At 56.7% G+C, this 10,579-nt stretch carries 9 protein-coding genes; 6 read left to right on the forward strand and 3 right to left on the reverse strand.

Going from position 1 to position 10,579, the window contains the following annotated elements:
- Positions 1–191 (reverse strand): transcription termination/antitermination NusG family protein (locus HMPREF1024_RS02235; RefSeq protein ID WP_009309754.1); only part of this gene is annotated, 191 nt, incomplete at its 3' end.
- A gap of 178 nt (positions 192–369) precedes the next feature.
- On the opposite strand from HMPREF1024_RS02235, the gene ubiD reads away from it, so the two are divergent.
- Positions 370–1,845, forward strand: a complete 1,476-nt coding sequence (ubiD, locus tag HMPREF1024_RS02230) for a 4-hydroxy-3-polyprenylbenzoate decarboxylase (RefSeq protein ID WP_009309755.1) — start codon at positions 370–372, stop codon at positions 1,843–1,845.
- Between the two features lie 49 nt (positions 1,846–1,894).
- Positions 1,895–2,596, forward strand: coding sequence for an NAD(P)H-flavin reductase (fre, locus tag HMPREF1024_RS02225; protein ID WP_002883448.1), 702 nt, complete (start codon positions 1,895–1,897; stop codon positions 2,594–2,596).
- A 106-nt stretch (positions 2,597–2,702) separates the two neighbouring features.
- Here fre and fadA read toward each other — a convergent pair whose 3' ends face one another.
- Together fadA and fadB are read right to left on the reverse strand one after the other, a co-directional pair.
- Complete coding sequence (fadA, locus tag HMPREF1024_RS02220; RefSeq protein WP_004150456.1) at positions 2,703–3,866, reverse strand: acetyl-CoA C-acyltransferase FadA; 1,164 nt, start codon at positions 3,864–3,866, stop codon at positions 2,703–2,705.
- Positions 3,867–3,875: 9 nt separating this feature from the next.
- Complete coding sequence (gene fadB / locus HMPREF1024_RS02215) at positions 3,876–6,065, reverse strand: fatty acid oxidation complex subunit alpha FadB (protein WP_004901902.1); 2,190 nt, start codon at positions 6,063–6,065, stop codon at positions 3,876–3,878.
- 191 nt (positions 6,066–6,256) lie between these two features.
- Between fadB and pepQ the strand changes: the two genes are divergently transcribed.
- From pepQ to hemG, 4 genes are read left to right on the forward strand one after another with little or no spacing between them, the layout of a single operon-like run.
- The gene (gene pepQ, locus HMPREF1024_RS02210; RefSeq protein WP_004152060.1) at positions 6,257–7,588 is read left to right on the forward strand and encodes a Xaa-Pro dipeptidase; all 1,332 of its coding nucleotides are present in this window, start codon (positions 6,257–6,259) and stop codon (positions 7,586–7,588) included.
- Complete coding sequence (locus HMPREF1024_RS02205) at positions 7,588–8,202, forward strand: IMPACT family protein (protein ID WP_002883449.1); 615 nt, start codon at positions 7,588–7,590, stop codon at positions 8,200–8,202. Before pepQ ends, HMPREF1024_RS02205 begins: the two co-directional genes overlap by 1 nt.
- Positions 8,203–8,240: 38 nt before the next feature.
- Positions 8,241–9,692, forward strand: coding sequence for a Trk system potassium transporter TrkH (trkH, locus tag HMPREF1024_RS02200; protein ID WP_009309756.1), 1,452 nt, complete (start codon positions 8,241–8,243; stop codon positions 9,690–9,692).
- 11 nt (positions 9,693–9,703) lie between these two features.
- Positions 9,704–10,237, forward strand: coding sequence for a menaquinone-dependent protoporphyrinogen IX dehydrogenase (hemG, locus tag HMPREF1024_RS02195; protein WP_002883453.1), 534 nt, complete (start codon positions 9,704–9,706; stop codon positions 10,235–10,237).
- The last annotated feature ends 342 nt before the right edge of the window (positions 10,238–10,579 follow it).

The raw sequence follows: 10,579 nt of genomic DNA on the forward strand, positions 1-10,579 counted from the left end.
ATCACCTCTGGATCGAACTCAATAAACAGGTAGTTCGGGAACAACGGTTCGCTGACCATGGTGCGTTTACCGCGAATGATTTTTTCCAGCGCAATCGTCGGCATCAGGCAGTTAACTGACTGACGTTCCAGATGTTCCTGGGCTCGTTGTAGCTGCCCACGTTTGCAATACAGTAAGTACCAGGCTTGCATAATGACTCATTCCACTTCTAATAACGGCAAGCATAACAAATGGCTGGTGTAATCGCGAAAGCCATTATAATTGAAATCCAAATTTCAGCGTTCTTTCACGCTAATTTAACAAAATTACAGCATCGCGCCGTCGAACACCGTATAATTAGCCGCCTGTAGAGAGGTCAATAACACTTCCATGAAATATCACGATCTTCGCGACTTTCTGACACTCCTGGAACAACAGGGCGAACTAAAACGTATCACTCTGCCGGTCGATCCTCACCTGGAAATCACCGAAATTGCCGACCGGACTCTGCGCGCCGGCGGCCCGGCGCTGCTGTTTGAGAATCCGAAAGGCTATACCATGCCGGTGCTGTGCAATCTGTTCGGCACGCCGCGTCGCGTGGCGTTGGGGATGGGGCAGGAGGATGTCAGTTCGCTGCGCGAGGTGGGTAAACTGTTGGCCTTTCTGAAAGAACCTGAGCCGCCAAAAGGCTTCCGCGACCTGTTTGATAAGCTGCCGCAGTTCAAGCAAGTGCTGAATATGCCGACCAAACGCCTGCGCGGCGCCCCCTGTCAGCAAAAAATCATCCAGGGCGATGATGTCGACCTGAATAAAATCCCGATTATGACCTGCTGGCCGGAAGATGCCGCGCCGCTGATCACCTGGGGGTTGACGGTAACCCGCGGGCCGCACAAAGAGCGGCAGAACCTGGGGATTTATCGCCAGCAGCTGATCGGCAAAAACAAACTGATTATGCGCTGGCTGTCTCATCGCGGCGGCGCGCTGGATTTCCAGGAGTGGTGCGCGGCGCGTCCGGGCGAACGCTTCCCGGTTTCCGTGGCGCTTGGCGCCGATCCGGCAACCATTCTTGGCGCGGTGACGCCGGTGCCCGATACCCTGTCGGAATATGCCTTCGCAGGCCTGCTGCGCGGCACCAAGACCGAAGTGGTTAAGTGCGTTTCCAATGACCTTGAAGTGCCGGCCAGCGCGGAAATTGTGCTAGAAGGCTACATTGAGGCCGGTGAAATGGCGCCGGAAGGCCCGTATGGCGACCACACCGGTTACTACAATGAAGTAGACCAGTTCCCGGTGTTTACGGTAACCCATATTACCCAGCGTGAAGACGCGATTTATCATTCTACCTATACCGGCCGACCGCCCGATGAGCCAGCGGTGCTGGGCGTGGCGCTGAATGAAGTCTTTGTGCCGATCCTGCAAAAGCAGTTCCCGGAAATCGTTGATTTCTATCTGCCGCCGGAAGGGTGCTCCTATCGCCTGGCAGTGGTGACCATGAAAAAACAGTACGCGGGACATGCCAAGCGCGTAATGATGGGCGTCTGGTCGTTCCTGCGCCAGTTTATGTACACCAAGTTCGTGATTGTCTGCGATGACGACGTCAACGCACGCGACTGGAACGATGTGATTTGGGCGATCACTACCCGTATGGACCCGGCTCGTGATACGGTACTGGTAGAGAATACGCCAATTGATTATCTGGATTTTGCCTCGCCGGTTTCCGGCCTGGGTTCAAAAATGGGGCTGGATGCCACCAATAAATGGCCTGGCGAAACCCAGCGTGAATGGGGTCGCCCAATCAAAAAAGATCCTGCCGTTACGGCGCGTATTGACGCCATCTGGGATGAACTGGCCATCTTTAAACAACAGTAAGCGGGGCTAACGCCGCTGTTTTGCTCTATTGACCCGACAGAGGGGACGCATGACAACCTTAAGCTGTAAAGTGACCTCGGTGGAGGCGATTACCGATACCGTATATCGTGTTCGATTAGTGCCGGAAGCGGCATTTTCCTTCCGTGCCGGCCAGTATCTGATGGTGGTAATGGATGAGCGCGACAAGCGCCCGTTCTCCATGGCTTCCACACCGGCGGAACAGGAATTTATCGAGCTGCATATCGGCGCCTCGGAGCTCAATCTGTACGCGATGGCGGTCATGGATCGCATTCTGAAAGAGCGTGAAATTGAGGTTGATATTCCGCATGGCGAAGCGTGGCTGCGCGATGACGAAGATCGCCCGCTGATTCTGATCGCCGGCGGTACCGGATTCTCTTATGTGCGTTCTATTCTGTTAAGCGCGCTGGCGCGTAACCCGGATCGCGATATCGCCATTTATTGGGGCGGCCGCGAGGCTAAGCATCTGTACGATCTGGCCGAGCTGGAAGCGTTAAGCATCAAGCATCCGAATCTGCGCATCGAGCCGGTGGTTGAACAGCCGGAAGAAGGGTGGCGTGGTCGCTCCGGTACGGTACTCACCGCCGTGCTGCAGGATTACGGTACGCTGGCCGAGCATGACATCTACATTGCCGGTCGTTTTGAGATGGCCAAGATCGCTCGCGACCTGTTCTGTAATGAGCGCGGCGCGCGTGAAGATCGCCTGTTTGGCGATGCGTTTGCGTTTATCTGAAAATAAAAAACCCGCCCCTGACAGGCGGGAAGAACGGCAACTAAACCTGCTCTCTTCGCCATAGCCGCCAGGTTCTGGTGGCAATGGCGTTGAGATACCCTTTCGCTTAAACCCGCTCAAACACGGTAGCGATCCCTTGTCCCAGGCCGATACACATGGTGGCGAGGCCGAACTGAGCGTCTTTGCGCTCCATCTGGTTGATCAGCGTGGTGCTAATACGCGCCCCGGAACAGCCCAGCGGATGACCGAGCGCGATCGCCCCGCCGTTGAGGTTGATCTTCTCATCGATCTGCTCCATTAAGCCCAGATCTTTAATACACGGTAGGATCTGCGCGGCAAATGCTTCATTCATTTCAAAAACGTCGATATCACTGGTGGATAAGCCCGCTTTTTTCAGCGCCAGCTTTGAGGCCGGAACCGGGCCATAACCCATAATGGACGGGTCGCAGCCGACCACCGCCATTGAACGGACGCGAGCGCGCGGCTTCAGCCCCAGCTCGCGAGCGCGGCTTTCGCTCATCAGCAGCATCGCCGCTGCGCCATCGGAAAGGGCGGAAGAGGTACCCGCCGTTACCGTACCGGTCACCGGGTCAAACGCCGGTTTAAGCGTGGACAGCGTCTCGACGGTGGTTTCCGGGCGGATCACCTCGTCATAGTTAAAGGACTTGAGTACGCCATCGGCATCGTGGCCGCCGGTGGGGATAATCTCCGCTTTGAATGCGCCGGACTGGGTTGCGGCCCAGGCACGAGCGTGAGAGCGCGCGGCGAACTGATCCTGCATCTCGCGGCTAATACCGTGCAGACGCGCCAGCATCTCCGCAGTCAGCCCCATCATCCCTGCCGCCTTTGCCACGTTGCGGCTGAGGCCCGGATGGAAATCGACGCCGTGGCTCATTGGCACATGGCCCATGTGCTCGACGCCGCCAATCAGGCAGACGCTGGCATCGCCGGTCATGATCATACGGGCCGCATCGTGCAGCGCCTGCATGGAAGAACCGCACAGACGGTTGACCGTATTTGCTGGTACCGAATGCGGGATCTCCGCCAGCAGCGCCGCGTTTCGGGCGATGTTAAAACCCTGCTCGAGGGTTTGCTGCACGCAACCCCAGTAGATATCGTCTATCGCGCTTGCCTCAAGCGACGGATTGCGCGACAGCAGGCTACGCATCAGGTGCGCGGAGAGGTCTTCCGCGCGCACGTGGCGAAATGCGCCGCCCTTCGAACGGCCCATCGGGGTGCGAATTGCATCGACAATGACAACCTGTTCCATTGTGACTCCTTAAGCCGTTTTCAGAGCGCCAACCGGACGGGCTGGCTCTACCTGGGGATAATACGCTTCGTTATGGCGCGCTTTGTCACGCAGACCGGCTGGCACTTCATACAGCGGGCCAAGGTGCTGGTATTGCTGCGCCATATCGAGATACTTCGCGCTGCCGATGGTGTCCAGCCAGCGGAATGCGCCGCCGTGGAACGGAGGGAAGCCCAGGCCGTATACCAGCGCCATATCCGCTTCCGCCGGGCTGGCGATAATGCCTTCTTCCAGGCAGCGGACGACTTCGTTAACCATGGGGATCATCATGCGGGCGATAATCTCTTCATCGCTGAAATCGCGCTTCGGCTGGCTGACGTCGGCCAGCAGGCTGTCGACGGCAGCATCTTCTTCTTTCTTCGGCTTACCTTTGCTGTCGTCTTTATAGCGCCAGAAGCCGAGGCCGTTCTTCTGGCCGAAACGGTTGGCGTCAAACAGGGCGTCGATGGCGTCGCGATAATCTTTCTGCATCCGCTGCGGGAAGCCCGCCGCCATGACCGCCTGAGCATGGTGCGCGGTATCGATGCCGACCACGTCCAGCAGATAAGCCGGGCCCATCGGCCAGCCAAACTGTTTCTCCATCACTTTGTCGACTTTGCGGAAGTCCGCCCCGTCGCGCAGCAGCTGGCTGAAGCCGGCGAAGTAGGGGAACAGTACCCGGTTGACGAAGAAGCCGGGACAATCATTCACCACAATCGGCGTTTTGCCCATTTTGCTGGCCCAGGCCACCACTTTGGCAATGGTATTATCCGAGGTTTTTTCGCCGCGGATCACTTCAACCAGCGGCATGCGATGCACCGGGTTAAAGAAGTGCATACCGCAGAAGTTTTCCGGGCGCTGCAGAACGCTGGCCAGCTCGCTGATGGGGATCGTTGAGGTGTTGGACGCCAGCACGGTATCCGGGCGCACTTTTGACTCGGTTTCCGCTAGTACGGCTTTCTTCACTTTCGGGTTTTCCACCACCGCTTCAACGACGACGTCCACGCGGTCAAAACCGCTGTATTCCAGCGTTGGCTGAATGGTGCTAATCACTCCGGCCAGCTTCAGACCGTCGATTTTGCCGCGTTCCAGCTGTTTATTCAGCAGTTTCGCCGCTTCGGTCATACCCAGGGTCAGCGATTTGTCGCTGATGTCTTTCATCACCACCGGCACGCCCTTCCAGGCCGACTGGTAAGCGATACCGCCGCCCATAATGCCAGCGCCCAGGACGGCAGCATGCTTCGGCGTCTCGACATCTTTGGTCAGCTTTTTCGCTTTCGCTTTGACGTACTGGTCGTTCAGGAAGATACCAACCAGCGCGCGGGCCTCATTGGTATGGGCCAGCGGGACAAAGCTTTTATTTTCCAGCACCAGGGCTTCTTCACGACCAAGACGCGCGGCGGCTTCAATGGTTTTGACCGCGGTGATCGGCGCCGGGTAATGCTTCCCGGCGGTTTGCGCGACCATGCCTTTGGCAATCGTGAAGCTCATGGCGGCTTCAATTTTGCTGAGCTTCAGCGGCTCCAGCTTCGGCTGACGTTTCGCTTTCCAGTCCAGGTCGCCATTCATGGCCTGACGTAGGATCGCCAGCGCGCCGTCGCGTAGTTTTTCCGCAGCGACCACGCCATCCACCAGGCCGATTTTCAGTGCTTGATCGGCGCCGACGTCTTTCCCGGCGGCAATAATTTCCAGCGCGCTATCGGCGCCGAGCAGGCGCGGCAGACGCACGGAACCGCCGAAGCCCGGCATAATGCCGAGCTTGGTTTCTGGCAGCCCAATGCGCAGATCCGGCGTGGCGAGGCGATAGTCGGTCGCCAGCACGCATTCGCAGCCGCCGCCCAGCGCATAGCCATTGACGGCAGAGATAGTGGGGACGGGGAGATCTTCCAGACGATTGAAGACGCTGTTAGCAAAATGCAGCCACTGGCTTAACTGCTCCTCAGGGACCAGGAACAGCGAGAGGAATTCGGTGATATCCGCGCCGACGATAAATGCCGCTTTTTCAGAGCGCAGCAGCAGACCTTTGAGATCGCTTTGTTTTTCCAGTACGTCCAGCGCATGACCGAGGCTGGCTACGGTTGCGGTATCAAGCTTGTTGACCGAACCTGGGGCATCGAACACCAGTTCGGCGATGCCATCTTCCAGCCAGTCGAGGTACAGGGTGTCGCCTTTGTAGAGCATGTCAGTCTCCTGAATCCAGCAATATGATCTGGTCATACCAGATGAAACGGAGTGTGGAATTTATGTTAAAGAATTGCAAATTACTCTTTAAATAATTGCTGGTCGGATCACATCCGGCGGAAATCACCCGCACGCAGGTCGATGTGCTAAGATGCGGTGTATCACGATCCCATAAAAGCAAAGGATAAAAGATGGAATCCCTGGCCGCGCTCTATAAAAATCATATTGTTACCCTACAAGAACGTACCCGCGACGTCCTGGCCCGTTTTCAAATGGATGCTCTGCTGATTCACTCCGGCGAGCTGGTTAACGTCTTCCTTGATGACCATCCGTACCCGTTCAAGGTCAATCCGCAGTTCAAAGCCTGGGTGCCTGTGACTCAGGTGCCTAACTGCTGGCTGCTGGTGGACGGTGTGAATAAACCGAAGCTGTGGTTCTATCTGCCGGTAGATTACTGGCATAACGTTGAGCCGTTGCCGACCTCTTTCTGGACCGAAGAGATAGACGTGATCGCGCTACCGAAGGCCGATGGCATCGGCAGCCAGCTGCCTGCCGCTCGCGGTAATATTGGCTATATCGGCCCGGTGCCTGAGCGCGCGCTGGGCCTGGGTATCGCCGCGGATAAGATCAACCCGAAAGGGGTTATCGACTACCTGCATTACTACCGGGCTTACAAAACCGATTACGAGCTGGCCTGCATGCGTGAAGCGCAGAAGTCGGCGGTGAATGGTCATCGTGCGGCCTACGAAGCTTTCCAGTCGGGGATGAGCGAATTCGATATCAACCAGGCCTATCTCACCGCCACCGGCCATCGTGATACCGACGTGCCTTACAGCAATATTGTCGCGCTGAATGAGCATGCCTCCGTCCTGCACTACACCAAACTGGACCATCGTGCCCCGGCGGAGATGCGCAGTTTCCTGCTCGACGCCGGTGCGGAATATAACGGCTATGCCGCAGATCTGACGCGCACCTGGGCGGCGCACGGCGATAACGACTTTGCCCATCTGATCAAAGACGTTAACGATGAGCAGCAGGCGCTGATTAGTACCATGAAGGCCGGTACCAGTTACATTGATTACCATATCCAGTTCCATCAGCGTATCGCGAAGCTGTTGCGTAAACACCAGTTAGTCACTGATATGAGCGAAGAGGCGATGGTGGAGAATGACCTGACCGGGCCGTTTATGCCGCACGGGATTGGCCATCCGCTGGGTCTGCAGGTGCATGATGTCGCTGGCTTTATGCAGGATGACACCGGTACGCATCTGGCGGCGCCGTCGAAATACCCGTATCTGCGCTGCACCCGTATTATCGAGCCGCGGATGGTGTTAACTATTGAACCCGGCATCTACTTCATCGAGTCGTTACTGGCGCCGTGGCGTGAAGGCCCGTTCAGCAAGCACTTTAACTGGCAAAAAATTGACGCCATGAAGCCGTTCGGTGGGATCCGTATCGAAGATAACGTGGTGATTCACGAAAACAGTATCGAAAATATGACGCGCGATCTGAAGCTGGCCTGATGGAGAGCTGGTTAATCCCGGCGGCGCCGGTTACCGTCGTTGAGGAGATTAAAAAAAGCCGTTTTATCACGCTGTTGGCGCATACCGACGGCGTGGCGGCGGCAAAAGCTTTTGTCGAGTCCGTCAGAGCGGATCACCCTGATGCCCGCCACCACTGCGTGGCGTGGGTCGCGGGGCCGCCTGATGATTCGCAACAGCTGGGGTTTTCAGACGATGGCGAACCGGCGGGAACGGCGGGTAAACCGATGCTGGCGCAGCTGATGGGAAGCGGCGTCGGCGAGATAACCGCTGTCGTCGTGCGTTACTACGGTGGTATCCTGCTGGGCACCGGCGGTCTGGTTAAGGCCTATGGCGGCGGGGTGCATCAGGCGCTGGCGCAGCTGACGACGCTGCGCAAGACGCCGTTAACGGCATATACTTTGCAGTGTGAGTATGGGCAACTGGCCGGCGTTGAAGCGCTGCTCGCCCAATTCTCCGGGAACGTCGTTGAAAGCGAATATCTGGCGTCAGTTCGGCTGCGCGTGGCGCTTCCCCAGGCCGAAGTGGCGGCTTTTTCAGCAAGACTGGCTGATTTTAGTCGTGGTTCATTGCAATTACTGAAGATTAACGAATAATCCCCTCTGTTTTTTGCCTATCAAAGGAAGCGCCAGAGATGCATTTTCGCGCCATAACCCGAATCGTTGGACTGCTGGTCATCTTGTTTTCGGGGACGATGATCGTCCCGGGATTAGTGGCCCTGATATATCGCGATGGCGCGGGACGGGCCTTCACTCAAACCTTCTTTGTCGCTCTGGCGATCGGCTCCATGCTGTGGTGGCCGAACCGTAAGCAAAAAGGCGAACTGAAATCTCGTGAAGGGTTTCTGATCGTGGTGCTGTTCTGGACCGTGCTGGGGAGCGTGGGGGCCTTGCCCTTTATCTTCTCCGAACAGCCGAACCTGACGGTGACGGATGCCTTCTTCGAGTCATTTTCCGGCCTGACGACGACCGGGGCGACCACTCTGGTGGGGCTGGACTCGCTTCCGCACGCTATCCTCTTTTATCGCCAGATGCTGCAGTGGTTCGGCGGCATGGGGATCATTGTGCTGGCGGTAGCGATTCTGCCTATCCTCGGCGTCGGGGGGATGCAGCTCTACCGCGCGGAAATGCCCGGCCCGCTGAAGGATAACAAGATGCGTCCGCGTATTGCCGAGACGGCGAAGACATTGTGGCTCATCTATGTGTTACTCACGATCGCCTGCGCATTGGCGCTCTGGTTTGCCGGTATGCCGGCGTTCGATGCGATCGGGCACAGTTTCGCCACCATCGCCATCGGCGGTTTCTCGACTCACGATGCCAGCGTCGGCTATTTCAACAGCCCGATGATCAACTCCATCATTGCCATCTTCCTGCTGATCTCGGGCTGTAACTACGGTCTGCATTTTTCGTTGTTGAGCGGACGCAGCCTGAAGGTGTACTGGCGCGACCCCGAATTTAGGATGTTCATTGGCGTCCAGTTGACGCTGGTCATCGTCTGTACGCTGGTGCTATGGCTTCATAACGTGTACGGCTCGGTGTCGACGACGCTGAACCAGGCGTTTTTCCAGGTGGTGTCGATGGCGACCACCGCGGGGTTCACCACCGATAGTATTGCACGCTGGCCGCTGTTCCTTCCGGTGCTGTTGCTGTGCTCCGCATTTATCGGCGGCTGCGCTGGCTCCACGGGCGGTGGATTAAAAGTGATCCGTATCCTGTTGCTGTTCAAGCAGGGCAACCGTGAGCTGAAGCGGCTGGTGCACCCGAATGCGGTGTATAGCATTAAATTAGGTAACCGCGCGCTGCCGGAACGTATTCTGGAAGCAGTATGGGGATTCTTCTCCGCCTATGCGCTGGTCTTTATCATTAGTATGCTGGCGATTATCGCCACCGGGGTGGATGACTTCTCTGCTTTCGCCTCCGTGGTGGCGACATTGAACAACCTCGGGCCTGGGCTCGGCGTCGTCGCGGATAACTTTGCCACCATGAACCCGGTCGCGAAATGGATCCTGATTGCTAATATGCTGTTTGGTCGTCTGGAAGTGTTCACCTTACTGGTGCTCTTTACCCCCACTTTCTGGCGCGAATAACAGGAGTGCTCGTGAAAACTTTAATTCTCTTCTCCACCCGCGACGGGCAGACCCGTGAAATCGCTTCGTTTCTCGCCTCTGAGCTTAAAGAGCTGGGCATCGATGCGGACACCCTGAACCTGAACCGTACCGATGTCGTCGAATGGCATCACTACGATCGGGTGGTCATTGGCGCGTCGATTCGCTACGGGCACTTTCATCCGGCGGTGGACCGCTTTGTGAAAAAGCATCTGGCAGCATTGCAGGCGCTGCCGGGGGCATTCTTTTCGGTTAACCTGGTGGCGCGTAAACCCGAGAAGCGCACGCCGCAGACCAACAGCTATACGCGTAAGTTTCTGCTGAACTCGCCGTGGCAGCCGCAGAGCTGCGCGGTATTTGCCGGCGCGCTGCGCTACCCGCGCTACAGCTGGTACGATCGGTTTATGATCCGCCTGATTATGAAAATGACCGGGGGTGAAACGGATACCCGCAAAGAAGTGGTCTATACCGACTGGCAACAGGTATCCCGGTTTGCTCGGGAAATCGCACAAATGGCGCGCAAATAGCGCGTAAAACTCGCGTTGTGATGGAAAATCGAGCGAACGAAAAGTTTTTTTGCATTTCCCCTTGTCACCTCAGAATTACTCCCTATAATGCGCCTCCACTGACACGGAACAACGGCAAACAAGCCGCCGGGTCAGCGGGGTTCCGGTGAGAACCTCGCAGAGAAAAGCAAAAATAAATGCTTGACTCTGCAGCGGGAAAGCGTAATATGCACGCCCCGCGCCGCAGCGAAAACGAAGCGGCACTGCTCTTTAACAATTTATCAGACAATCTGTGTGGGCACTCAAAGTGACATGGATTCTTAACGCCTACGGACGAAAAATGAATACCAAGTCTACAAGAGT

This window comes from Klebsiella sp. 4_1_44FAA (assembly GCF_000238715.1).
Lineage (GTDB): Bacteria > Pseudomonadota > Gammaproteobacteria > Enterobacterales > Enterobacteriaceae > Klebsiella > Klebsiella pneumoniae.